The 22,525-nt window shown below is 73.1% G+C and carries 21 protein-coding genes and 1 tRNA gene; 11 read left to right on the top strand and 11 right to left on the bottom strand.

The window, feature by feature from the left end; genetic code table 11:
- The first annotated feature begins 92 nt into the window (after positions 1–92).
- Positions 93–1,307 carry an MFS transporter gene (locus PO879_RS13020; protein WP_278237540.1) on the top strand — a complete coding sequence of 405 codons (1,215 nt, stop codon included), beginning with the start codon at positions 93–95 and terminating at the stop codon, positions 1,305–1,307.
- Between the two features lie 129 nt (positions 1,308–1,436).
- Here the strand turns inward: PO879_RS13020 and PO879_RS13025 are convergent, their stop codons facing one another.
- The 3 genes from PO879_RS13025 to PO879_RS13035 all read right to left on the bottom strand — a co-directional run bounded on the left by PO879_RS13025 (position 1,437) and on the right by PO879_RS13035 (position 3,421).
- Positions 1,437–1,955 (bottom strand): DinB family protein, encoded by a 519-nt coding sequence (locus PO879_RS13025; protein ID WP_278235304.1) that lies wholly within the window; start codon positions 1,953–1,955, stop codon positions 1,437–1,439.
- 51 nt (positions 1,956–2,006) lie between these two features.
- Positions 2,007–2,079 (bottom strand) — tRNA-Arg (locus PO879_RS13030).
- Between the two features lie 85 nt (positions 2,080–2,164).
- Entirely contained in the window at positions 2,165–3,421 is a 1,257-nt protein-coding gene (locus PO879_RS13035) for an ROK family protein (RefSeq protein ID WP_278235305.1), read from the bottom strand.
- A gap of 92 nt (positions 3,422–3,513) precedes the next feature.
- Here PO879_RS13035 and xylA point away from each other — a divergent pair, with 92 nt between their 5' ends.
- Positions 3,514–4,677, top strand: coding sequence for a xylose isomerase (gene xylA / locus PO879_RS13040; RefSeq protein WP_278235306.1), 1,164 nt, complete (start codon positions 3,514–3,516; stop codon positions 4,675–4,677).
- Positions 4,678–4,776: 99 nt separating this feature from the next.
- Positions 4,777–6,273 carry an FGGY family carbohydrate kinase gene (locus tag PO879_RS13045; RefSeq protein WP_278235307.1) on the top strand — a complete coding sequence of 499 codons (1,497 nt, stop codon included), beginning with the start codon at positions 4,777–4,779 and terminating at the stop codon, positions 6,271–6,273.
- A 14-nt stretch (positions 6,274–6,287) separates the two neighbouring features.
- Here the strand turns inward: PO879_RS13045 and PO879_RS13050 are convergent, their stop codons facing one another.
- Positions 6,288–8,693 carry a family 43 glycosylhydrolase gene (locus tag PO879_RS13050; protein WP_278235308.1) on the bottom strand — a complete coding sequence of 802 codons (2,406 nt, stop codon included), beginning with the start codon at positions 8,691–8,693 and terminating at the stop codon, positions 6,288–6,290.
- A gap of 140 nt (positions 8,694–8,833) precedes the next feature.
- Here PO879_RS13050 and PO879_RS13055 point away from each other — a divergent pair, with 140 nt between their 5' ends.
- Positions 8,834–10,195: a serine hydrolase domain-containing protein gene (locus PO879_RS13055; RefSeq protein ID WP_278235309.1), complete on the top strand. Its 1,362-nt coding sequence runs from the start codon at positions 8,834–8,836 to the stop codon at positions 10,193–10,195.
- Here the strand turns inward: PO879_RS13055 and PO879_RS13060 are convergent.
- Both PO879_RS13060 and PO879_RS13065 read right to left on the bottom strand, forming a co-directional pair.
- Complete coding sequence (locus tag PO879_RS13060; RefSeq protein WP_278235310.1) at positions 10,177–10,728, bottom strand: dihydrofolate reductase; 552 nt, start codon at positions 10,726–10,728, stop codon at positions 10,177–10,179. The genes PO879_RS13055 and PO879_RS13060 overlap by 19 nt on opposite strands.
- 11 nt (positions 10,729–10,739) lie before the next feature.
- Positions 10,740–11,555, bottom strand: a complete 816-nt coding sequence (locus PO879_RS13065) for a thymidylate synthase (RefSeq protein WP_278235311.1) — start codon at positions 11,553–11,555, stop codon at positions 10,740–10,742.
- Between the two features lie 45 nt (positions 11,556–11,600).
- Between PO879_RS13065 and PO879_RS13070 the strand changes: the two genes are divergently transcribed.
- From PO879_RS13070 to PO879_RS13095, 6 genes are all read left to right on the top strand, one after another.
- On the top strand, positions 11,601–12,203 hold the full coding sequence (locus tag PO879_RS13070) for a hypothetical protein (RefSeq protein WP_278235312.1): 603 nt from the start codon (positions 11,601–11,603) through the stop codon (positions 12,201–12,203).
- Between the two features lie 18 nt (positions 12,204–12,221).
- The gene (locus PO879_RS13075; protein WP_278235313.1) at positions 12,222–12,704 is read left to right on the top strand and encodes an osmotically inducible protein OsmC; all 483 of its coding nucleotides are present in this window, start codon (positions 12,222–12,224) and stop codon (positions 12,702–12,704) included.
- Positions 12,701–13,186 (top strand): SRPBCC family protein, encoded by a 486-nt coding sequence (locus PO879_RS13080; RefSeq protein WP_278235314.1) that lies wholly within the window; start codon positions 12,701–12,703, stop codon positions 13,184–13,186. The genes PO879_RS13075 and PO879_RS13080 overlap by 4 nt, the downstream gene beginning before the upstream one ends.
- 10 nt (positions 13,187–13,196) lie before the next feature.
- A complete protein-coding gene (locus PO879_RS13085) occupies positions 13,197–14,024 on the top strand; it encodes a hypothetical protein (protein WP_278235315.1) in 828 nt (275 codons plus the stop codon).
- A 10-nt stretch (positions 14,025–14,034) separates the two neighbouring features.
- On the top strand, positions 14,035–15,321 hold the full coding sequence (locus tag PO879_RS13090; RefSeq protein ID WP_278235316.1) for an aminotransferase class I/II-fold pyridoxal phosphate-dependent enzyme: 1,287 nt from the start codon (positions 14,035–14,037) through the stop codon (positions 15,319–15,321).
- 156 nt (positions 15,322–15,477) lie between these two features.
- Entirely contained in the window at positions 15,478–16,452 is a 975-nt protein-coding gene (locus PO879_RS13095) for a hypothetical protein (protein ID WP_278235317.1), read from the top strand.
- A gap of 128 nt (positions 16,453–16,580) precedes the next feature.
- Here PO879_RS13095 and PO879_RS13100 read toward each other — a convergent pair whose 3' ends face one another.
- The 4 genes from PO879_RS13100 to PO879_RS13115 are packed head-to-tail and all read right to left on the bottom strand — an operon-like array spanning position 16,581 to position 19,770.
- On the bottom strand, positions 16,581–17,369 hold the full coding sequence (locus tag PO879_RS13100; protein ID WP_278235318.1) for an amino acid ABC transporter ATP-binding protein: 789 nt from the start codon (positions 17,367–17,369) through the stop codon (positions 16,581–16,583).
- A 28-nt stretch (positions 17,370–17,397) separates the two neighbouring features.
- Positions 17,398–18,045 (bottom strand): ectoine/hydroxyectoine ABC transporter permease subunit EhuD, encoded by a 648-nt coding sequence (gene ehuD / locus PO879_RS13105; RefSeq protein ID WP_278235319.1) that lies wholly within the window; start codon positions 18,043–18,045, stop codon positions 17,398–17,400.
- Positions 18,042–18,803 (bottom strand): amino acid ABC transporter permease, encoded by a 762-nt coding sequence (locus PO879_RS13110; RefSeq protein ID WP_278235320.1) that lies wholly within the window; start codon positions 18,801–18,803, stop codon positions 18,042–18,044. The genes ehuD and PO879_RS13110 overlap by 4 nt, the downstream gene beginning before the upstream one ends.
- Before the next feature lie 4 nt (positions 18,804–18,807).
- A complete protein-coding gene (locus PO879_RS13115) occupies positions 18,808–19,770 on the bottom strand; it encodes a transporter substrate-binding domain-containing protein (protein ID WP_278235321.1) in 963 nt (320 codons plus the stop codon).
- A 240-nt stretch (positions 19,771–20,010) separates the two neighbouring features.
- Between PO879_RS13115 and PO879_RS13120 the strand changes: the two genes are divergently transcribed.
- Positions 20,011–20,766, top strand: coding sequence for a GntR family transcriptional regulator (locus PO879_RS13120; RefSeq protein WP_278235322.1), 756 nt, complete (start codon positions 20,011–20,013; stop codon positions 20,764–20,766).
- Between the two features lie 137 nt (positions 20,767–20,903).
- Here the strand turns inward: PO879_RS13120 and PO879_RS13125 are convergent, their stop codons facing one another.
- Positions 20,904–22,457, bottom strand: a complete 1,554-nt coding sequence (locus tag PO879_RS13125) for a serine hydrolase domain-containing protein (RefSeq protein ID WP_278235323.1) — start codon at positions 22,455–22,457, stop codon at positions 20,904–20,906.
- Positions 22,458–22,525 lie beyond the last annotated feature (68 nt).

Here is a 22,525-nt window from a genome sequence, read left to right on the forward strand (position 1 = left end):
GGTCAGCAGCCCGACCCCCGGGTGCAGGTGAGGGGACGAAAACCACCTGGCGCACGGCCGGCGCGACGACCTACCATCCGGAGGTGCGCCGGATGCTCGAGGCGATCGTCCCCGCCCGGATGGGACGCTCCTTCCGCTGGCTCATCGCCGCCAGCTGGACCAGCAACATCGGCGACGGCATCGCGCTGGCCGCCGGGCCGCTGCTCGTGGCCTCCCAGACCGACTCGGCGTTCCTGGTGGCGCTCGCCGCGCTCCTGCAGCGTCTGCCGTGGGTGGTCCTCGGCCTGTGGGCCGGCGCCCTGGCCGACCGCCTCGACCGCCGTCGTCTGGTCATCGTGGCCAACGTGCTGCGGACCGTCGTCGTGGCCGTGCTGTGCGCGTTCATCGTCACGGGGAACGTGAACGTCACGGTCGTGCTGGTGGCGATGCTGCTCATGGGTGTCGCCGAGGTCTTCGCCGACACCACCGCGCAGACCCTGCTGCCGATGCTGGTCGCCTCGCGCGACCTCGGCACGGGCAACGCGCGGCTGCAGGCAGGGTTCCTCACCGGCAACCAGCTCGTGGGGCCGCCCGTCGGCGCCGCGCTGTTCGCCGCGGGTGCCGCCTGGCCGTTCCTGGTGCAGGTGCTCTGCCTGGCGCTGGCGATCATGCTGGTGAGCCGGATCGCGCTGCCTGCCGTACCGCGCGCGACGACGGCGGGCACCCGCGGCGAGATCCGCGACGGTCTGCGGTGGCTGTGGCACCACCCGCCGGTGCGGACGCTGGCGCTGGTGATCTTCACGTTCAACCTCACGTGGGCCGCGCCGTGGGGCGTGCTGGTGCTGTACTCCCTCGAGCGCGTCCAGATGGGCCCGGTCGGCTACGGCCTGCTCATCACGTCCTCCGCGGTCGGCGGGATCCTCGCCACGCTGGTCTACGGACGCCTGGAACGCCGGTTCGCGCTGGCGACGCTGATGAAGGTCTGCCTGTCCGCCGAGGTCGCCTTCCACCTGGTGCTCGCCCTGACCACGACCGGCTGGGTCGCCATGCTCGCGCTGTTCGCGTTCGGGCTGTACACGTTCGTCTGGGGCACGGTGTCGAACACGGTGCGCCAGCGGGCCGTGCCGACCGAGTACCAGGGCCGCGTCGGGTCGGTGTACCTGCTGGGGCTCTTCGGCGGGATCGTCGTCGGCAACTTCATCGGCGGGCTGCTCGCCGAGTGGTGGGGCATCACGGCGCCGTTCTGGTTCGCGTTCGTCGGCGCCGGGCTGACGCTGGTCCTGGTGTGGCGCCAGCTCGCGCACATCGCGCACACCGAGGCCGCCTGACCCCCTTCTCGTTGTGGGCATGAAATCTGCAGCCTCGCTGCGCTGCGGACCTGCAGATTTCATGCCCACAGCGAGGGGTGGCTCGCGAGCGGGGGGCCGGTATCGGGTGCGGGGCGCTCCGTCCGCGGACTACTCGCCGGTGGCGCCGTCGGCCAGCTCGCGCGCGACGTCGAGGTGCCCGGCATGGCGGGCGTACTCCTGGAGCACGTGGAAGCAGATCCACAGCGGGGTCGGCGGTTCCGCGGCGAAGCGTCCGCCGACGGCGGCCCTCTCGGCGAGGTCGTGCCCGGCCAGCACGGTGCGGGTCCGCTGGCCCCCGGCGCGCAGGGCGTCGAGCAGCGCGGCCACGGTGACGCCGTCGGGCACCTGCCAGGGGCCCTCGGGGTCGCCGTCGGCATGGTCGCCCCACGGGTCGTCGACCTGCTCGCCGAGAAACCCCCACACGAACCAGCGCCGCTCCATGTGGACCAGGTGGATCAGCAGCTCGGCGGGCGTCCAGCCGGACGGCAGGGTGCTGGTGGCGAGCTGGACTTCGGTGAGCCCATCGAGCTTCCGCGCCACGACGGCCCGGTAGTAGTCGAGGTAGGCCGCGAACTGGGCGGACGGGTCGGTGGAGTCGAGGCGGGGTTCGACGTCGGAGAGCGGCATCGTCGCAGCGTACGACGCGCCGTCACCGATTTGACGACCTGTTGACCAAAGTGCGCCTGAGAGGATTCGAACCTCCGGCCTACCCTTTAGGAGAGGGTTGCTCTATCCACTGAGCTACAGGCGCCCGCCGTCTCGAGGACGACGCGTCGCCGCAACCGAAGCCCCGACGACGCCCCACAGCCTAGCGTCCGAGCCCACCGGAGCAGGAATCAGCCCCACGCCGCCGGGTCGGCGACCACCTCGCGCAGCACCTCGCGCGCTCCCCCGCTGAGCGCCGCGTGCACGCCGGCCCGCGCGGACCGGACCGCCACCGGCGCGAACGGAGCGGCCAGCACGCGCTCGGCCAGCCCCGCCTCGACCGGCTCCCGCAGCCAGGGCTCCAGGTCCGTGTACACCCCGCCGAGCACCACGGTCGAGACGCCGGTGAGGTTCACGAAGTCCGCGAGCGCTGAGCCGAGCGCCTGCCCGGCCCGCACGACGGCGGCACATGCCTGCTCGGCCGGGGCACCGTCGTCGGACCGCAGCAGCGCGGTCAGCGACTCCAGTGGCGCGTCGCCCGCCAGCCCGGCGGCCCGCAGGATCGCCTCCTTGCCCGCGTACTGCTCGAGGCAGCCGTGCGCGCCGCAGGTGCAGCGCGGCCCGGCGGGGTCGACGACGACGTGCCCGACCTCGCCGTTCCACCCGCGCTCGGCGAGGAACAGGGCACGGTCGACGACGATGCCGGCGCCGATGCCGACGTCCCCGGAGACGTAGAGGAAGGAGTCGGGGGTGTCGCCGGCGAGCTCGGCCAGCGCCGCGAGCTTGGCCTCGTTGGCGACCTGGACCGCGACGTCGGTCAGCCCGAGCAGCGCGACGGGGTCGAGGGACGACCAGCCCAGGTTGGGCGCGACCTCCAGCTCACCGGTGCGGGCGTCGACGAGTCCGGGCAGGGCGAGCCGGGCGCCGGCGACCCGCATGCCGTCGGCGTCGAGGCGGGCGACGGCGTCGGACGCGAGCGAGCCGAGCCGGCCGAGCACGGCGACGGGGTCGGAGTCGTGGAAGCTGCCGGCCTCGACGTGCTCGACGACGACGTCGCCCGCGAGATCGAGGCCGCGCACGCCGAGGTAGTCGACGTTCACCTCGAGCCCGAGGCCGACGACGGTCCGCGGGGCGGGGACCAGCGGCACGGCCGGGCGGCCGGCGCGCTGGGCGGGGACGGGGGGCAGCTCGGCGACGAGGCGTGCGGCGATGAGCCGGTCGACGAGCGTGGACACCGTCGCCCGGGTCAGCCCGGTGGCGGCGGCGACGTCCGCGCGGGACGGTGGGACGGCGTCGGGACGCTCCCCGGAGGCGGCCGCGGCGTCGTAGACCGCCCGCGCGACGAGGCGCAGGTTGCGTTCGCGCAGGGTGTGCTGGCGCGACGCTCGTCCCCCGGCGCCCGCGGACACGCCGGTGGTGCGCTGCGTCGTCGTCGGTTCGGCGGTCACGCCTTGACTGTAGCCCACCGACGCGCAATAGTTCAGCCGTACAACAAACGCCGTGGCCGTCGCCCGGCGACCGACTCGACGAGGAGAATCCCGTGAGCGACATCAAGTACTCCTTCGGCCTGTGGACCGTCGGCTGGCCCGCGAACGACCCGTTCGGCAGCGCGACCCGCCCGGACCTGGACCCGGCCGAGTCGGTCCGCAAGCTCGCCGACCTCGGCGCCTGGGGCTTCACCTACCACGACAACGACGTGTTCCCCTTCGGCGCCTCGGAGTCCGAGCGCCAGGCCGGCATCGACGCCGTGAAGAAGGCCGCCCAGGAGTCGGGCCTCGTCTGCGAGATGGTCACCACGAACACGTTCAGCCACCCGATCTTCAAGGACGGCGCGTTCACCTCGAACAACCGCGACGTGCGCCGCTTCGGCCTGAAGAAGGTGCTGCGCAGCGTCGACAACGCCGCCGAGATGGGCGCGTCCACGTTCGTCATGTGGGGCGGCCGCGAGGGCACCGAGTACGACAACTCCAAGGACCTGCACGCCGCGCACGCCCGGTACGCCGAGGGCATCGACACCGTCGCCGCGTACATCAAGGCCAAGGGCTACGACCTGCGCATCGGCCTCGAGCCGAAGCCGAACGAGCCCCGCGGCGACATCTTCCTGCCGACCATCGGCCACGCCATCGCGCTGATCGACACGCTCGACAACGGCGACATCGTGGGCCTCAACCCGGAGACCGGGCACGAGCAGATGGCGGGCCTCAACTACACGCACGGCCTGGCGCTGGCGCTGTACTGCGGCAAGCTGTTCCACATCGACCTCAACGGTCAGCACGGCCCCAAGTACGACCAGGACCTCGTGTTCGGTCACGGCGACCTGCTCAACGCGTTCTTCACCGTCGACCTGCTGGAGAACGGGTTCCCGAACGGCGGTCCGCGCTACGAGGGCCCGCGCCACTTCGACTACAAGCCGTCGCGCACCGAGTACCTCGACGGCGTGTGGGAGTCGGCCAAGGCCAACATGGAGACCTACGACATGCTCGCCGCCAAGGCGAAGGCCTACCGCGAGGACCCGGAGGTCCAGGCGGCGTTCGAGCACGCCGGGATCTTCGACCTCGGCGCGTCCACGCTGGCCGAGGGCGAGTCGTTCGACGCGTTCATGGCCGACACCTCGGTCGAGGGGATCGACGTCGACGCCACCGCCGAGAAGGACTACGGGCTGGTCAAGCTGCACCAGCTCGCGCTGAAGCACCTCATCGGCTGACACCCCTCCCGTTGTGGGCATGATTTCTGCAGCCCGCCTCCGGCGTGTCGCTGCAGAAATCATGCCCACAACCCCTGCCAACCCTGACCTGGAGCGAAGATGCCCCTCGTGGCCGGCGTGGACACCTCCACGCAGTCCTGCAAGATCGTCGTGCGCGACGCCGACACCGGCGCCCTGGTGCGCAGCGGGTCCGCCAAGCACCCCGACGGCACCGCGATCCACCCCGACCACTGGTGGGACGCCTTCCTCGCTGCCGCTCGCGAGGCCGGCGGGCTCGACGACGTCGCCGCGCTCGCCGTCGGCGGCCAGCAGCACGGTCTGGTCGCCCTCGACGCCGAGGGGCGCGTGATCCGGGACGCGATCCTGTGGAACGACACCCGCTCCGCCCAGGCCGCCGAGGATCTGATCCACGAGCTCGGCGACGGCGACCGCGAGACAGGTGCCCAGCGCTGGGCCGACTCCACCGGTTCCGTCCTCGTCGCCTCCCTGACGATCACCAAGCTGCGCTGGCTGCGCGACGCCGAGCCCGACCACGCCGCCCGCGTCGCCGCCGTCGCGCTCCCCCACGACTGGCTGAGCTGGCGCATCGCCGGCTACGGCCCCGCCGACGAGTCCCCGCTCGGGCCGGACCTCGACGCCCTGTTCACCGACCGCTCCGACGCGTCGGGCACCGGGTACTACGACGCCGAGGCGCCCGGGGACGACGAAGGCACAACCGGCGCCTACCGTCGCGACCTGCTGCGGCTCGGGTTCGGCCGCGACGACGTCACGCTCCCCCGTGTCCTCGCCCCGGCGGAGCCGGGCGGCGTCGCCCACCCGTCGGTCGCCGGGGGCGCCGTGGACGGCGGCGCCCTGCTCGGCCCCGGCACGGGCGACAACGCGGGTGCCGCCCTGGGCCTGGGGATGCAGCCGGGCGACATCGCGATCTCGCTCGGCACCTCCGGCGTCGTCTCCGCCGTCGCGCCCCGGCGCACCGCGGACGGGTCCGGCGCGATCAACGGCTTCGCCGACGCCACCGGCAACGCCCTCATGCTGGCCGTGACGCTCAACGCGGCGCGCGTGCTCGACGCCGCCCGCAGCGTGCTGGGAGCGAGCTTCGACGAGCTCGCGGACCTGGCGCTCGCCGCGCCACCCGGGTCGGAGGGCCTCGTGCTGGTGCCCTACCTCGAGGGCGAGCGCACTCCCAACCGCCCCGACGCCACCGGGACGCTGCACGGCCTGCGCCTGGCGACGTCCACGCGCGAGCACCTCGCCCGCGCCTACACCGAGGGTATGCTCTGCGGGCTCGCCGACGGCCTGGACGCGCTCCGCGCCCAGGAGGTGCCGGTCGAGCGGGTGCTGCTCATCGGCGGGGCCGCCCAGTCCCCCGCCGTCCAGCAGGTCGCCACGCAGGTCTTCGGTCTGCCGATCTCGGTCCCGGAACCCGGCGAGTACGTGGCCGACGGCGCGGCGCGCCAGGCCGCCTGGGTGCTGGCGGCCGCGGAGGCGCCCGGCGCCGGGGCGCCGGAGTGGTCCGCCGCCGTGTCCCGGACGCTGGACGCCGACCCACGCCCGGTCGTCCGCGAGCAGTACGCTGCGGTCCGCGACCTGGCCTGACCGGCGGCCCGGCGTCAGTCGCCGGTCGCCTCGACCAGGGCGAGCACGCGCTCGCGGTCGGCCGGGCCGTCCAGCACGAGCACGTCGACGGCGACCTCCAGGGGCCGCTCCGGGGTGATCTCGAGGCGGCGGTCCACCGCGAGCGCCGGGCCGAACCCGGTGTACTTGCCGGTGCGCACGAACCACGGCAGCACCGGACCGCGCTGGACGGCCACCAGGCTCGCCACGTCGTCGCACAGCGCGAGCCAGGGCGAGGTGCCCCCGTGCGCGGCGTCCATGCCCTCGCCGTCGGCGACGAGCACCTGCGGGTCGCCGAACGGGGTGCGCCAGAACCAGCCCCCGTAGAAGGCCCCGGGGCGCCCGTTGGTGGCCGGGCTCCCGATGCTGACCCGCTCGGTGGGTGTCAGGGTCGAGCGCCAGCGCAGCCGCCAGGCGTCGTCGCGGCCGGGGAGCGGTTCGGCGACGACCAAGCGCTGCTCGCGGGCCATCTCCCGGCCCGCGGGATCCGTCCAGGCGATCGTGCCGGACCACCGGTCGTCGTCCGCGACCTGGTCGAGCACCGTCTGGCGGCCCTGGTTGGCCAGCATCGTCGACCCCTGGTCGCGCACGTAGGTGCGACCGCCCCAGAAGGTGACCCCGTCGACGTCGGCGGGCGCCATCGAGACGCCGTGGTGGTGCAGGTGGTCGGTGGGCGCCACCTCGGTGACCGGCACGCCCGCCGTGGTGCGCACCGGGTGCAGGAACGGCCGCGGGGCGTCCACGGTGCGCATCGAGCGTCCGTCGTCGAGCGTCGCGACGGGCTCGGCTCCCGCGCGCAGCCGCAACGGTGTCCCCGGGGTCCGGCCGGTCGCGAGCATCGGCACGCCCTGGTCGAGGCGGGCCTCGAGCGCGCCGAAGCGACCGGTCGCGGGCACGGCGCCGAGCGGGGCGCCGGCGAAGACCACCAGCTCGGCCCCGACCCCGCGGCCGCGGGTCGCGGTCGTCTCCGGTCCGACCTGCTCCCACCCGGCGTCGCGGCGGATCCGGAACCGCACCCGGGCGGCCGTGTCCACGTCGAGGCCGACCGCGACCTCGCTCTGCGACGGCAGCCGGTCGAGCACGACCCGACGCTCGTCGCGATCGCCCTCGCCGCGGGTGGCCACGACGAGGTCGCACCCGCCCTCGGTGCGCACCAGCCCGATCCAGCCGTAGTCCAGGCCGAGCACCCCGAGCCCGGCGCGGGACGCCGTCGGCCCGTCGAGGCGCACCGTCGTGGACAGGTGCACGCCCAGCGCGGGCAACGGCTGGCCGAGGACGCTGGGCAGGGTCCGCAAGTTGCCGGCGTCGGCCGCCGGACCCAGCATCCGCAGCCGGCCCCCGGAGGCCTCGGCCCACTGCCCGGCGTCGGCCTGCCAGTGCCAGCGGGGGTCGAGCGGTCCGCGGAAGTCGTCCGCGGCCAGCAGCGACCGGGCACCCGCCGCGGTGCCGTGCGGGGTGGGGTGCTCGGCCACCGGCTGCCCCCAGGTCTGGCCCGGTACGGGGTCGCCCAGGACGGGCCAGCCGTCGCGCCAGGTCATCGGCTGCACGTGCAGGACCTGGCCGAAGGCGTCGGCGTCGCCGGCGTGCACGAAGAAGTCGTCACCGTCCGGGGTGTCGACCCAGGAGCCCCGGTGCGGACCGTGGTCGGGGGTGTCGCGGTGGGCGAGCACGACCCGGTGCTCGTAGGGACCGAGCGGGTCGCGGGCGCGCAGCACGGTCTGGACCCCGCCGGCGGCGCCCCCGGCCAGGGCGAAGATCCAGTACCAGCCGTCGCGCTCGTCGAGCGTGGGGCCCGCGAGGTCCCCCCGGCCGTCGATCTCCTCGGCGTCGACGATGACGCTCCCCGGGCCGAGCGGCCGCGTCAGCGCGGCGTCGACCTCGATCATCGTCAGTCTGTTCGTCACGCCGGCGCGGCTGCGCGCCCAGCCGTGCACGAGCCAGGTGCGGCCGTCGGCCGCCCACAGCGGGCACGGGTCGATGAGCCCCAGCCCGCCCAGCAGCAGGCGGGGCGGCGACCAGGGACCGGCCGGGTCGGTCGCGCTGGTGACGAAGATGCCCCGGTCCGGGTCCGCGTAGGCGATGTGGAACTGCCCGTCGTGGTGACGGATCGACGGTGCCCACACGCCGGCCCCGTGTCGCGGCAGCTCGCCGTACGAGTCCGGTGCGACGCGAGGAAGCGCGTGGGTCAGCAGGTGCCAGCTGAGCAGGTCGCGCGAGTGCAGCACCGGCAGCCCGGGGCTGCGGTGGCGGCTCGAGGCGACCAGGTAGTAGTCCTCGCCGACCCGGACCACGTCGGGGTCGGGCCAGTCCTCCGCCAGCACGGGGTTGCGATACGTCGCTCCCGAGGACGGGGAAGCGCTGTCCTGCCCGCCGGGCGTGATGTTCTCGACGTTGAGAGCCATGACTGGACCATACAGGAAACCGGTTACTAGCCTCGTCACATGGTCCGCACCCAGCCCGTCGGCAACGACGCCGACCTCCCGCCCACGACCTCCCCGGCGCGCGACGACATGCCGGGCACGCCCACCACCGAGGACGCACGATGAGCGGCGCGGACCTGCTGCGGGAGACAGCCGCCCAGGACATCGCCCTGCACACCGTCCAGGTGCTGCGGGGCGACGAGCTCGTCGTCGACGCCGGCTGCGCCCCCGTGACCGTCGACACCCCGCGACGCATGTACTCGGTGGCCAAGACGGTCACGGGCCTGGCCGTCGGCCTGCTCGCCGCCGAGGACCGCGTCGACCTCGACGACCCGGTGCTGCGGCACTTCCCGGAGATGGCACCCGTGCACCCCTGGGTGGAGGCGACGACGCTGCGCGACGTGCTGGCGATGCGCGGACCCCACCGCGCCACCACGTACCAGCGGTCCGCCGGACCCTGGGTCGAGTCGTACTTCCGGGTGCCGCCGACCCACCGGCCCGGCACGGTGTTCACCTACGACACCAGCGGGTCGCACGTCCTGGCCGCCCTCGTCGAGCGGACCGCGGGGACGTCGCTCGTCGAGTACCTCCGGCCCCGGCTGCTCGACCCCCTCGGCGTGAGCGGTGCGTTCCGGTTCCTCACCGACCCGCAGGGCGTCGCCCAGGGCGGGTCCGGGCTCGTGTGCACCGCGGCGGACCTGCTGCGCCTGGCGCGGCTGCTGCGCGACGGCGGCACGCACGCCGGGACGGAGCTCCTGCCCCCGGAGCTCGTGCGGCAGGCGACCACCTGGCACACCGACACGACCGTCCAGCCCTGGGGCGACCGGCTGCGCGGCGGCTACGGGCTGCAGCTGTGGTTGCCCCGGGGCGGAGGCGCGCTGATGTTCGGCATGGGCGGCCAGCTCGCCCTGGCCGACCCGGCGCGCGACCTGGCGATGGTGGTCACCGCCGACTCCCAGGCGTGCCCCGGCGGGGACCGCTGGCTGATCGACCGGCTGCTGGGCTCCCTCGACGACCTCGACGACCTCGAGCCGCCCAAGACCGGCCCGCTGTCGTGGCCCGCTCCGCGGCACGAGGACGCGGACGCCCGGCCGGTCACCGGCAGCTGGGAGCTCGAGCCGCCGGAGGCGCCTCCCGTGCGGCTCGAGCTGGACGTCGACGCCGCCGGCGGCCGGCTGCGCTGGGTGACCGCCACCGCGGACACCGAGCTGTCCCTCCGCTGCGACGGCCCGGTCACCTCGGGACCGCAGCACCCGGCGCGCACCGGGCTGTCCACGGTGACCGCGGGCTGGTCGGCACCCGGGACGCTCGACGTCCGCCTCGCCGTCGTCGGCGACGAGGTGGCGACCGTCGCGCTCCGGGTCGTCGTGGCCGACGACGGGACGCCGACCGTGCAGTCCCAGGGCTTCGGCGAGGCGGTCGACCCGTCGTGGACCGTGGTCGCGACCGGCCGCCCGGTACCGGATCAGCCCCGACGGCGGTAGGTGCGGATGCGGAAGCGCAGGCCGTCCGGACCCGACGACGGCACCCAGCCGCCGTCGTCGGCTCCGGCCGGTTGCCACTCAGCGGGGTCGACGGCGGGCGCGAACGCGTCCCCGGCGACCTCCAGGTCGATCTCGGTGACGACGAGCCGGTCGGCCCGCGGCAGCGCGTCGGCGTAGACGCGCGACCCGCCCATCACCCACACCTCGTCCCCGCCGGGAGCCTCGGCCGCCGCAGCGAGCGCCATCGCGACCGAGCCGGCCACGCGGAGAGTCTCGCGCCGCTCGGGGACGGCGAGCGCCGAGACGTCGTCGGCCGGCCCGCGGGTGACGACGACGTTGGTCCGGCGCGGCAGGGGCCGCACGCGCTCCGGCAGCGACTCCCAGGTGCGCCGGCCCATGACGACGGGATGTCCCGCCGTCGTGCGCTGGAAGTGCGCGAAGTCCTCGGGCACGTGCCACGGGATACCGCCGTCGGCCCCGATGACGGGTCGCCCGGCGGCGTCGCGCGCCTGGGCCCAGATCAGTCCGATCATCGCCCGGCCCGTCAGACCGCGACGGGCGCCTTGATGCCCGGGTGGTGCTCGTACCCGAGGACCTCGATGTCCTCGAAGGTGTAGTCGAAGATCGAGTCGCGCGGCGCGAGCCGCAGCGTCGGGTACGGGTACGGGTCCCGGGCGAGCTGGCGCTCGACCTGCTCGACGTGGTTGTCGTAGATGTGGCAGTCGCCGCCGGTCCACACGAAGTCGCCGACCTCGAGACCGGCCTGCGAGGCGACCATGTGGGTCAGCAGCGCGTAGGAGGCGATGTTGAACGGGACACCGAGGAACAGGTCCGCCGAGCGCTGGTAGAGCTGGCAGCTCAGCCGTCCGTCGGCGACGTAGAACTGGAACATCACGTGGCACGGCGGCAGCGCCATCTGGTCGACCTCGGCCGGGTTCCAGGCGGTGACGACGTGCCGGCGGGAGTCGGGGTTGCTCCGGATCTGCTCGACGACGGCCGCGATCTGGTCGAGGTGGCGCCCGTCCGGCGTCGGCCAGGAGCGCCACTGCACGCCGTAGACGGGACCGAGCTCGCCGTCGGCGTCGGCCCACTCGTCCCAGATGGTCACGCCGCGCTCCTGCAGCCAGCGCACGTTGGAGTCGCCCCGCAGGAACCACAGCAGCTCGTAGGCGATCGAGCGCAGGTGCACCCGCTTGGTGGTGATCAGCGGGAACCCGGCGGACAGGTCGTAGCGGAGCTGACGCCCGAACACGCTGCGGGTCCCGGTCCCGGTGCGGTCGCCCTTGGGGGTGCCGGTCGCGAGGACGTCGCGCAGGAGGTCCTCGTAGGGGGTGGGGATCGACTCCGGGGCTCCGCTCATGTGCGAGAGTCTACGGACGTCCTGTCGAGCCCGAGGGAGCCAGAGATGCCGCGTCGCACGCTGCCCGGCCGAGGCCTGGCCACGGGCGGGCTGGCCGGGCTGGTCTCGGTGCTGATCGTGCTGCTGGTCCTGGCGCGGATCGGGCGCCGGCTGGACGAGCCGCGCGTGTGGCTGTGGCTCGCCGTGTTCGCCGTCGTCGCGGTGCTGGGCGTGCTGGCCTGGTTCGGCTTCGTCGCGGCCCGCGTACGGGGTCAGGTGCGGCACGTCGCCCGGCATCGCCCCGGTGCACCGCTGGTCGTGGGGCGTCCGACGACGGCACTGACGGCCGAGGCGCGGTCGTTGCGGGCGGGCACGCGCGGCCTGCCGCCCGACTGCCCGGACCGCGAGCACGTCGTCTACGCGTTCCTGCCGGACCGCGTCGAGCTGTGGGTGCGCGGGGACGACTCACCGCGCTGGTGGGTGACGCTGCCGGCGCCGGTCGCCACCGGCACCGTCCGGCCCGGGCGGCGCGAGCTGGCCACCCTGACCGTGCGCGACGCCGCGGCCCGGCTGCAGCTGGTGCCGACGTCGCACGAGGCGCGGGCGTGGGCGACCGCGTCGCACCGGGAGGCCGCCGTCGTCCGTACGCAGGAGCTGCTCGCGCGCTGAAGGTGCGAGGATCGACCCATGACCGATCAGACTTTCGAGGACGCCCCCGCCGCCGTCACCCCGTCGCCGACCGACCCGCTCTGGGTCGAGCGCACCGGCACCCGCACCTACCGCGGGTTCAGCGCGCGCGGCGCGACCGTGGAGGTCGGCCCGGCGTCCGAGGGCGCCGTGTTCACCCCGGGCGAGCTGCTGAAGATCGCGCTGGCCGCCTGCGCCGGCATGTCGAGCGACACCAAGTTCGCCCGCGTCCTCGGCGACGACTACGAGACCACCATCCGGGTCGAGGACCCCAAGGACATGGACGACGACCGCTACCCGGTGCTGTCCGAGACCTTCGAGATCGACCTGTCCGGGCTCGACGAGAAGACCCGCGCCAAGACGCTGCTGCTCGCCCAGCGCTCCATCGACCGCGCCTGCACCGTGGGCCGCACCCTCAAGGTCGGCGCCGAGGTACCGGACGCCGAGTTCGTCCCGCCCCGGGACCGGTCCGAGGACTCATGAGCGCGTACCGCGTCGAGGTCGCCCGCATCGTCCCGGTGCCGGCGAGCGTGGCGTTCGCCTGGGTCGCCGACCCGCGCACGCACCCGCGGTTCATCCCCCTGACGCACCTCCGCCCGGAGCCGACGGCGCCCCTCGGCGTCGGCGACGAGTTCACCATGGTCAGCGGCCCCGGCGTCGGGCGGGGCCGGCCGGGCTTCCCCGACCGCATGGTCATCACCGCCGAGGAGCCGCCGTCGTCGCGCGCCGGCACCGTCGGGCGGAGTGCTGTACAGAAGAAGGGGCCGTACCTGTACGGCGACGCGGGCTTCGACGTCGTCCCCGTGGACGCCGACCGCACCCGGATCGTCTGGTGGGAGGAGGCCCGGCTCGCCGGGCCCTGGCCGCGACGGGCGAACGAGATGCTGGTGGGGCTCTTCCTGCGCGGGATGATGCACGTCTCCCTGTACCGGCTCGCCCGAGAGCTCTCGCGGCACGGCCGGTAGAGTCCGAACGGTGACCACGCCGCACGACGCGCAGCCCGCCCAGGAGCTGGAGTCCTGGACCCGGTACCGGCCGACGCCGGTGCTGGACGCGCTGCTGACCAAGGCGGTCACGCTCCCCTCGGCCGCGATCCACCGGCACGTCGCCTCGGTGCGACGGCGCAACCCGGAGGCCGACCCCGCCGGCGTGATCCGGATCCTCGAGAAGGAGTACATCGCGCTGGTGTCGACGGCGGGCGGTGCGGTCGGCGCGGCCGCGGCGGCCCCGGCGGTCGGCACGACGGCGGCCGCGGCCCTGACCACCAGCGACATCGCGACGTTCTTCGCCTCCTCGGCCGCGTTCTCCCTGGGCGTGGCCAGCGTGCACGGCATCGCGATCGAGGACGTGGCCCGGCGCCGGGCCCTGCTGCTGGCCAGCGTGCTCGGCGAGGCCGGTGCCCGCGACGTCGAGAAGGCGGCGGCCGGGTCCCAGATGGCCTGGGGCAAGGTGCTGCTGACCTCGATGCCGCAGTCCACGCTCAAGCGCGTCAACCGGGTCCTGACGCACCGGTTCCTGCGCCGGCAGGTCGCCAAGCAGGGCTCGCTGGCCCTGGGACGCATGATCCCGTTCGGCGTCGGGGCGGTGGTCGGGTTCGCCGGCGGCCGTGCGCTCGGCCACGGGGTCGTGGCACAGTCGCGCAGCGCCTTCGGCGTCCCGCCCGGGCACTTCCCGCATCTGATCGAGCAGCCCCCGGCCCCGCTGCTCGAGGAGCCGGAGCCGGCGTCAGGTGGGCGTCGCCGCAGATTTCGGCATCGGAATCTGGGCGTTCCCGACGACGACGGCGGCAGCCCGGCCGCGTAGGCTCGGACCCGTGAGTACCTCACCAGCCGACCATGCCGCCGTCGACCCTGCGCTCGCCGCCCGACTGCCGGAGCTGCGCGAGCAGTACGCCGCCCTGCAGGCCCGGGACCTCTCCCTGGACCTGACGCGGGGCAAGCCCTCCGCCGAACAGCTCGATCTGTCCGAGCCGCTGCTGTCGTTGCCCGGTGAGGGCCACCACACCGCGGCCAACGGCACGGACGTGCGCAACTACGGCGGGCTGGCCGGCCTGCCCGAGCTGCGCGAGATCTTCGCGGAGCTGCTCGGCGTCCCCACGGACCAGCTGCTCGCCCAGGACAACGCCTCGCTGCGCCTCATGTACGACTGCGTCGTGCAGGCGATGCTGTTCGGCGCCCCGGGAGGCGAGGGTCCGTGGTCGCAGCAGGGCGAGATCACCTTCATCTGCCCGGTGCCCGGCTACGACCGCCACTTCGCGATCTGCGAGGAGCTCGGCATCCGGATGGTGACGGTGCCGATGACGCCGGACGGCCCGGACGCCGAGGCCGTCGCCGAGCTCGTCGCGCACGACCCCTCCGTCAAGGGCCTGTGGTGCGTGCCGACCTACGCCAACCCGGACGGCTCGGTGATCTCCGAGGCCGTGGCCCGTCGCCTGGTCTCCATGCCGACCGCCGCCCCGGACTTCCGCATCCTGTGGGACAACGCCTACGCGGTGCACCACCTCACCGAGCACGAGACGAAGTCGGCGAACGCGATCGACCTGGCCGCCGAGGCCGGGAACCCGGACCGCGTGCTGATGTTCGCCTCGACCTCGAAGGTCACGTTCGCCGGCGCCGGGGTGTCGTTCCTGGCGTCCTCGCCGGCCAACATCTCCTGGTTCACGCAGCACCTGTCGTTCCGCGCCATCGGCCCGGACAAGGTCAACCAGTTCCGGCACGCGATGTTCTTCGGCGACGCCGCCGGGGTGCGGGCCCACATGGACAAGCACCGCGAGATCCTGGCACCGAAGTTCCGCGCCGTGGTCGAGATCCTCGGCGACCGGCTCGCCGACACCGGGGTCGCGACCTGGACCGACCCGGCCGGCGGCTACTTCGTGTCGGTCGACGTCGTGCCGGGGACCGCCTCGCGCGTCGTCCAGCTCGCCGGCGAGGCGGGCATCAAGCTGACCCCGGCCGGGGCGACGTTCCCGTACGGCAAGGACCCGCAGAACGCCAACATCCGGCTGGCGCCGTCCATGCCGCCGCTTGACGAGGTCCGCGTGGCGATGGACGGCGTGGCGACCTGCATCCTGCTCGCCGCCGCGGAGTCCGCCTCCGCCTGACCCGCTGCCCGTTGTGGGCGTGAAATATGCAGCTGCGCCCGGGGTGCAGCTGCATATTTCATGCCCACAACGCCGAGGGGCGTGGCGTCGGGCACAGCACAGAAACTCCCCGGATCCCCACCGGTGACCGCACAGTCGCTTCCTAGAATCACGGGCGTGACCGCCGCGACCAGCCCTCCCCCGACCGACGAGCGGACCGCGCGCGTCCCCGCCGACGAGAAGGCTCCCGAGCCCACCAAGCTCTCGGTCACCCAGATCGTCGCGAGCGCGCTCGCCGCCGTCAGCACGACCGTCATGCTGTCGTTCTTCGGCATCGCCGGCACCATCATCGGCGCAGGCGTCGCCAGCGTCCTGACCGTCGTGGCGAACTTCCTCTACACGCGCTCCATCGAGAAGACGCACGCCCAGCTCAAGCCCGTCGTCGGCCAGATGGTGCGGCCACGGCCCGGCGCCCGCGTGGTGCCCGACGGCGGCACCCCGACGGCGCAGGTCGCCGCCGCCCCGGGCACGACGACGGTCGGCACGGACGCAGCGGTCGGCGCGGACGCGGGCACCGACGAGGACGAGACCGACGGGACCTCCGAGACCCCGGCCCCACCGCGCAACGCCTGGCTGCGGATGATCGAGCGCCACGGCCGGGTCCGTGTTCTCGGCGCCTCGGCAGCCGTGGTGTTCGTGCTCGTCATGGGAGTCGTGCTCGTCGCCGAGCTGGTCCTCGGCAAGCCACTCGCCGATGCGGTCCAGGGCGTCGAGGGGTCCGGGACGAGTCTCAGCCGCACGGTCGAGCGCGACTCCGCCGACGTCGTGGGTTCCGGGAACCGGATCGTGGAGCACGGCGGCTCCGGTGCGACGACCGGTACCGACGGCTCGTCGGCGGGGACCGAGGACGAGGAGTCCGTCGAGCCGACCGAGGAGTCCAGCACCGGGACGGACGGGAGCACCGGCACGACGCCGGAACCGAGCCCTGATCCCTCTGTTCCGGTCGAACCCTCGGATCCGGCCGAGCCGACCGATCCTGTCGAGCCCACAGAACCGACGGAGCCGACCGAGCCGACGACGCCCGAGGAGGGCACGACCTCCTCCGGGACGAGCAGCGATGCCGGCTCCGACGACACCGGCTCCTCCGACTAGCACGCACGACGAACGGCCCGCCCCTCCCGGAATTCCGGGAGGGGCGGGCCGTTCGTGCGAGTCCTGCGGGTCAGCCACGAACCTGCCGTGCGTCCGACCCGGCGACTCCGCTCCGGGCGAGCGCCTCGTCAACCGCCGAGCACGGCCTTGAGGAACTCCTTGGTGCGGTCGTGCGTCGGGTTCGTGAACATCGTCTCGGGGTCCGCCTCCTCGACGATCTGCCCCTTGTCGAACATCAGCACGCGGTCCGACACCTCGCGGGCGAACTGCATCTCGTGCGTCACGAGCAGCATCGTGATGTCCGTCGTCTCCGCGATCTCGCGCAGGACGTCCAGGACGTCGGCGACGATCTCGGGGTCGAGCGCCGAGGTGACCTCGTCGAGCAGCAGGATCTCCGGGTCCATCGCCAGCGCGCGGGCGATCGCCACACGCTGCTGCTGACCACCGGAGAGCTGGTTCGTGTTGAAGTCCCGCTTCTCGGACATTCCGACCTTCTCGAGCAGCCGTTCGGCATCCGCGATCGCGTCGGCCTTGGACTTGCCCAGGACGTGCACCGGCGACTCGATGATGTTCTCGAGCACCGTCATGTTCGGGAAGAGGTTGAACTGCTGGAAGACCATCCCCACGCGGTTGCGCACCACGCGCCGCCGCTTCTCGGGGACGGCGACCCACTTCTCGCCCTTGTACTCGTGGGTGTACGGGTCGCCGTCGATGAGGATGAGGCCGCCGCTGAGCTCCTCGAGCGTCATCAGCAGCCGCAGGATGGTGGTCTTGCCGGAGCCCGACGGACCGATCAGCGTGACGCGCTGGCCCTGCGGGACCGAGAAGTTGAGTCCGTCCAGGACGACGTTGTCGCCGAAGCGCTTGTCGACGTCCCGGAACTCGATGGCGGGCACGTCGCCCGAGGTGTTGGTCATGGTCTGGCTCTCTGCGGAGTTGTTCGGGTCAGGCAAGGCGGATCTCCATCCTGCGCACCAGCAGCGAGGTCGGGTAGCTCACCGCGAGGAAGAGCAGACCCACCATCGTCAGCGCCTCGATGTACGAGAAGGTGTTGGCACCGTAGTCCTGCCCCGCCTTGTACATCTCCGTGACGGAGATGGCGAACAGGAACGGCGTCTCCTTGAACATGGAGATCGCGTAGTTGCCCAGTCCGGGCAGGGTGTTGCGGATCGCCTGCGGCAGGATGACGGCACGCCAGGTGCGCCCCTTGGCCATGTTCAGCGCCGTGGCTGCTTCCCACTGCCCCTTCGGCACCGCCTCGATGCCCGCGCGGTAGACCTCGGACATGTACGTCGCGTAGTGCACGCCGAGCACGACGAAGCCGACGACGTAGCCGGGCACCCAGGTCAGCAGCAGGTAGACGAACACGAGCTGCACCAGCAGAGGCGTCATGCGGATGAAGTCCACGACGAACTTCAGCGGAGTGGTCAGCCAGCGCGAGGGGGTCCGCATCGCCAGCGCGATGAAGAGGCCCAGGACCGAGGCGATGATCATGCCGAGCACGGTCATCTGGATGGTGACCGAGAGGCCCTGGAGCAGGTCGGGAAGCACCTCCCAGGCACGTTCCCAGTCCCAGATGCTGTCGTTGTTCATGCGCCGCCACCCCCAGCCGGGGCTCCCGCGGTGTTGGCCAGCCTCGGGTTGGAGGCCGGCTTCAGGCCGAACGTCTCACGCAGGGTGGGCCGCGTACCGCGGCCGAGCCGCCGCTTGGCGCGCTCCTCCAGGATGTTCATCCCCCAGGTCAGCAGGTAGGCGATGATGAAGTACACGATCAGACCGGCCGTGTAGCTGAAGAACGTGTCGGCCGTGGCCCGCCGCAGCTCGACGGTCCAGAAGTTCACGTCCTGCAGCGTGATGTAGTACGCCAGCGCCGACCCCTTGAGGAGCTGGATCAGCAGGTTGGCCAGCATGGGGATCATCAGCGCCCACGCCTGCGGGAAGATGACCCGCCGCACCTTGTGGAACCACGTCATGTTCAGCGCGGTCGCCGCCTCCCACTGCCCCTGCGGGACCGACGCGATCGACCCGCGGACCACCTCGGAGGCGTAGGCGCCGTAGTTGAGCCCGAGCGCCACGATCGCCACGGCGAGCGCTTCCATCTTGAAGCCGAACACGGGCAACACGTAGAAGAGCCAGAAGAGCTGGACCACGAGCGACGTGCCGCGGAAGAACTCGACGACGACGCGGGACGGCCCGCGCACCCAGAGAGTCTGGGTGCGCGAGCCGAACCCGAGCAGCACAGCGATGACGACGGCGAGGAGAGCCCCGCCCACGGTCATCAGCAGCGTGACAAGAACCGCGTCCCCGAGGAGCGGGAGCCTCTCGACGAGGTCCTGGATGTCATCGGACATGCGGTCAGGAGCCCATCCCCAGCTCTTCGGTGATGGCCTCGAGGTCGCCCTCGCACAGCATCTCAGCCGTCAGACCCTCCGGCGGGAACTCCGCCGCGCTGAAGCCGAACGGCTCCATGATCTCGAGCCAGGCGGCCTCGTCCGCGAGGATCGGGGCGAGGCCCTCGTTGTAGGCGTCGAGCAGCTCGGTGTCCCCCTGGCGGAAGACCTCGGCGCCGGCACCGATCTGGGACACGCCGTTGATCGTGGCGGTGAACGCCTCGGTCGCCTCGACGGGCTGGTCGGTCTCCTCGGCCAGCGCGCGCAGCGAGATGCCGGTGAGCGCGTAGGCGTCGGCACGGCCGGACACCACGGCGTCCAGACCGGCCTGACGGTCCGGGACCTCCATGGCCTCGACGTCGGTCTCGTCGGCGTAGCCGGCCTCGATGGCACCCGAGGTAACGGCCAGCGTCAGCCCGCTGCCCTCGATCGACTGCCAGTCGGTCAGCCCCTCCGGGTTGCCCTCGGGGACGAGGAAGGCCGTGGTGTACATGATCGTGGGCTCGGCGAAGGCGACCTGCTCGCAACGCTCCGGGAGGATCGACATGCCGGCGCTGACGGCGTCGAACCGGTCGGCGTTGACGCCCGGGATGAGCGCCCCCCACTCGACCTGCGTGCCGGTGACCTCGTCGATGCCGAGCTCGCCGTAGATCTGGCGGCCGAGCTCGATGGTGGCACCGGTGAGCTCGCCGTCCTCCTCGTAGCTGTACGGCACCTCGCCGAAGAAGCCGACGTTGATCGAGCCGGCCTCCTGCAGGTCGGCGAGGGTCGACATGGACTCGCCGTCGCCGCTGTCACCGCTGTCACCGCTGTCGGTGCTCTCCGAGCCGCCGTCGGTGCTCGAGCAGGCGGCCAGCGCGGTCAGGGCAAGGGCGGATCCGGCCGCGGCGAGTGCCCGGCGGCGGTTCGTGGTCCTGATGGATCGCACGTGAGACTCCTTCCGTCGCCCCGGAGCACGCACGCCGCGGGGCTGGATGTGCGGACGATTCGTTACGGTAGCCCCGTTCCGAACGTTCCGACAATGGGCGTGTCGTCGCGTCTGATTGTCCTACAATCACAAGATCGGCGTGATCACGCCCTTCGGCGCGGCAGACTTCACCCGGTGACATCTGTCTGCAACATCCGCCGGCCGGGATCGTTGTCGTGTCGTGACCTCGGAAGGAGCCCCATGCACCCGCCCCACCGGCCCGCACCCGGTGCCGCCCCGGCCCTCTCCCGCGTCACCCGACCCTCCACGGTGGACCTCATCACCGTGGAGCTGCGCAACGCGATCTACACCGGCGCCCTGCGTGTCGGCGCGCCGATCCGTGAGATCGAGGTGGCCCGGCAGCTCGGCGTCAGCCGCGGCCCCTTCCGCGAGGCGGCGCAACGACTCGTCGCCGAGGGCCTCGTCGTCGCGACCCCGGGACGGGGCCTGTCCGTGCGCACCATCGGCAAGGACCGGATCCGTCCGCTGTACGCCGCGCGGACGATGGTGGAGACCACCGCGGCGCGCGTCGCGGTCGACACGGCGACGGCGGACCAGGTGGCCGCCGTGCGCTCGGCCCACGACGAGCTGGTGCGCGCCGACGCGGCCCACGACGCCCTGCGTGTCGGCGCCGCGGACCTCAACGTGCACTGGCAGCTCGTGGCCGCGAGCAGCAACCCGTGGCTCCTGCACTGGATGAGCACGCTGATCGTCGAGGTGCGCATCGCCAGCTTCACGGTCAGCGAGGAGTACGTCGTGCGCAAGGACGCCGCCGAGGCGCACGCCGACATCGTCGAACGGCTCGAGGCGCGGGACGCCGACGGCCTGGAGGCCGCGATCCGCGCGAACCTGGACGACGCGGTGATGCGCCTGCTCTCCCCGGAGCGGTTCGGCTCGGAGTCCCTGGAGGAGCCGCGGCCGCTGCCGCCGCCGCGGCTCGACCCCCTCCACCTCTGACACCCCGCAGCGGCCATGAAGCTGTGGGCATGAAATCTGCAGCTCTGCCCCCAGGCTGAGCTGCAGATTTCATGCCCACAGCACACGGATGCCGGTCGCCAGGGATCGGACGCCGCGCACAGGGAGCCGGCGATCGTCTAGCGGGAAGCGTGCGCCCGGCGCTGACGTTCGAAGTCGTCCGCGCGCCACGAGGTCATCCCGCCGACGACGGCGGCGGTCGGCCGGCCGTCGGCCTCCCGCAGGACCTGGATCGGCTCACCGACCGGACCGAACCCGGCGTGCGGCTCCGGCCGCAGCACGTCGCCGTCGACCTCGAGGCGCTCGGCGCCGTCCAGCGGGTCCGCCCGCCGCGGGTCGACCGCCCACAACCGGTCCCCCAGTCGCGCCACGTCCGTCATGCCCCACAGGTTGGCGAACCGGCCCGTCCAGCGGTCCAGCGGGTGCGGGGCCACGGTGCCGCCGTCGTCCGGCGACCGCTCGGCCGCATTCTCGCCGTCGTCCGGCGACTCGCCGTCCGGGGTGGCCGGCGCGACGAGGCCACCGCCGTCGTGCTGAGAACCGGCCCCGGCATGGGCCTCGAGACCCTCCAGAGCCGCCGTGACCAGCCCGAACATCCCGAGCGCGAGGGCGTCCGCCGGCCCGTCGATCGCGTTCGTCAGGACGGCGACGGCGATGCGCTCGGACGGGTCGAACCACGTCCGCGTGATCTGCCCCGGGAACCCGCCCGAGTGCCCGACCAGCCGGCGGCCGCCGACCTCGCGGGTCTCGAACCCGAGCCCGTAGCCCCGCCGCGGGCTGTGCGGACGGTCGATCACCGACTCGTCGCGCTGCAGCAGGCGACGCGTCGCTGGTCGCACCAGGGTCGAGCCGTCCGCGTGCGCGTCCGCCCAGCGCACCAGGTCGCGCGCCGTCGAGCAGAAGCCGGTCGCGGCCGACAACGCACCCGTGGTCACCGCCGCCACCGGCAGCCGGCCGTCCGCGAACATCGTCGCCAGCCCCGGAGCGGCGAGCGCTCGCGCGCTGTGCCCGACGACGGCGCGGCGGGCGACGTCGTCGTCCAGCTCCGGCGTGGTGTCGGCCAGGCCCAGCGGCTCGATCAGCTCGGTGCGCACGTGCTCGCTGTACCGGGTGCCGGTGATCTCCTCGATGACCATCCCGAGCAGGCCGTAGGCGAGGTTGGAGTACTTGAAGTGCTCCCCGCGACCGAAGACCTCCCCGTGGCTGAGGACCTCGTCGAGCAGCGTGGCACGGTCCGGGAACGGGGTCGCGAGCTGCCAGTAGTCGGCGTCGTGGCCGTCGCGCAGCACGCCGCCGGTGTGCCCGAGCGCCTCGCGCACCGTCACGCGCCCGACGTCGGAGCCGTCGAGCTCGGCGACGTGCCGGGACAGCGGGTCGTCGAGACGCAACCGGCCGGCATCGATGAGCCGGGCGACCGCCGTCGCGGTGAACGTCTTGGAGTGCGAGGCGACCCGGAAGACGTGGTCCGGGCGCAGCGGCGTCCCGGAGGTCAGATCCGTGACGCCCCACGCGCCGTCGAGGACGAGCTCGCCGTCGATGCTCACCGCGTACTGCACCCCGGGCAGACGGGCCAGACCGGCCTGCGTGGCCACCCAGTCGGCCAGGTAGGCGGTGTTCAGGCGGTCGGCGGTGGCGCCCGGGTGGTGCACGGGCTGCGCGGTGCGGGGGGTCATGGGCGAAACCCTAACGACCCAGCGGGCGCCCGTCCGCCGAACGATGAATTCTCTGTCGGTGCCGCGTC

The organism is Isoptericola sp. AK164 (genome assembly GCF_029643425.1).
Lineage (GTDB): Bacteria > Actinomycetota > Actinomycetes > Actinomycetales > Cellulomonadaceae > Isoptericola > Isoptericola haloaureus.

Bases quoted from the DNA above. Each gene is read 5' to 3' on its own strand.
- PO879_RS13020 (WP_278237540.1), top strand. From the start codon at position 93: ATGCTCGAGGCGATCGTCCCCGCCCGGATGGGACGCTCCTTCCGCTGG.
- PO879_RS13110 (WP_278235320.1), bottom strand. From the start codon at position 18,803: ATGTCCGATGACATCCAGGACCTCGTCGAGAGGCTCCCGCTCCTCGGG.
- PO879_RS13070 (WP_278235312.1), top strand. From the start codon at position 11,601: ATGCCGCGTCGCACGCTGCCCGGCCGAGGCCTGGCCACGGGCGGGCTG.
- PO879_RS13080 (WP_278235314.1), top strand. From the start codon at position 12,701: ATGAGCGCGTACCGCGTCGAGGTCGCCCGCATCGTCCCGGTGCCGGCG.
- PO879_RS13075 (WP_278235313.1), top strand. From the start codon at position 12,222: ATGACCGATCAGACTTTCGAGGACGCCCCCGCCGCCGTCACCCCGTCG.
- PO879_RS13055 (WP_278235309.1), top strand. From the start codon at position 8,834: ATGAGCGGCGCGGACCTGCTGCGGGAGACAGCCGCCCAGGACATCGCC.
- PO879_RS13050 (WP_278235308.1), bottom strand. From the start codon at position 8,693: ATGGCTCTCAACGTCGAGAACATCACGCCCGGCGGGCAGGACAGCGCT.
- PO879_RS13125 (WP_278235323.1), bottom strand. From the start codon at position 22,457: ATGACCCCCCGCACCGCGCAGCCCGTGCACCACCCGGGCGCCACCGCC.
- PO879_RS13100 (WP_278235318.1), bottom strand. From the start codon at position 17,369: ATGACCAACACCTCGGGCGACGTGCCCGCCATCGAGTTCCGGGACGTC.
- PO879_RS13025 (WP_278235304.1), bottom strand. From the start codon at position 1,955: ATGCCGCTCTCCGACGTCGAACCCCGCCTCGACTCCACCGACCCGTCC.
- PO879_RS13045 (WP_278235307.1), top strand. From the start codon at position 4,777: ATGCCCCTCGTGGCCGGCGTGGACACCTCCACGCAGTCCTGCAAGATC.
- PO879_RS13060 (WP_278235310.1), bottom strand. From the start codon at position 10,728: ATGATCGGACTGATCTGGGCCCAGGCGCGCGACGCCGCCGGGCGACCC.
- ehuD (WP_278235319.1), bottom strand. From the start codon at position 18,045: ATGAACAACGACAGCATCTGGGACTGGGAACGTGCCTGGGAGGTGCTT.
- PO879_RS13065 (WP_278235311.1), bottom strand. From the start codon at position 11,555: ATGAGCGGAGCCCCGGAGTCGATCCCCACCCCCTACGAGGACCTCCTG.
- PO879_RS13120 (WP_278235322.1), top strand. From the start codon at position 20,011: ATGCACCCGCCCCACCGGCCCGCACCCGGTGCCGCCCCGGCCCTCTCC.